This is a genomic window from Rothia sp. HMSC073B08, from assembly GCF_001812975.1.
In the GTDB taxonomy this organism is placed as follows: Bacteria; Actinomycetota; Actinomycetes; order Actinomycetales; family Micrococcaceae; genus Rothia; species Rothia mucilaginosa.
On sequence record NZ_KV811086.1, the window covers coordinates 1842 to 2153 of the forward strand.

Consider the following 312-nt stretch of genomic DNA (forward strand, 5'->3'; position numbering starts at 1 on the left):
CCGCCTTCGGGTGGGGACTTTCATTGAGGCGCTATCGACCCTAAACCGGACGGCGAAATCACTAAATTTCCCCGCCTTCGGGTGGGGACTTTCATTGAGGCTCGCCAAAGGCGAGAACGACGCAACCCCGGCAGTGCTATTTCCCCGCCTTCGGGTGGGGACTTTCATTGAGGTAGCGATACCTACCCCGGCGTGCCTATTGTCGAGGTTATTTCCCCGCCTTCGGGTGGGGACTTTCATTGAGGCAGCCGAGTGGTCATCGACGCCTACCAGAACCCCCGCTATTTCCCCGCCTTCGGGTGGGGACTTTCA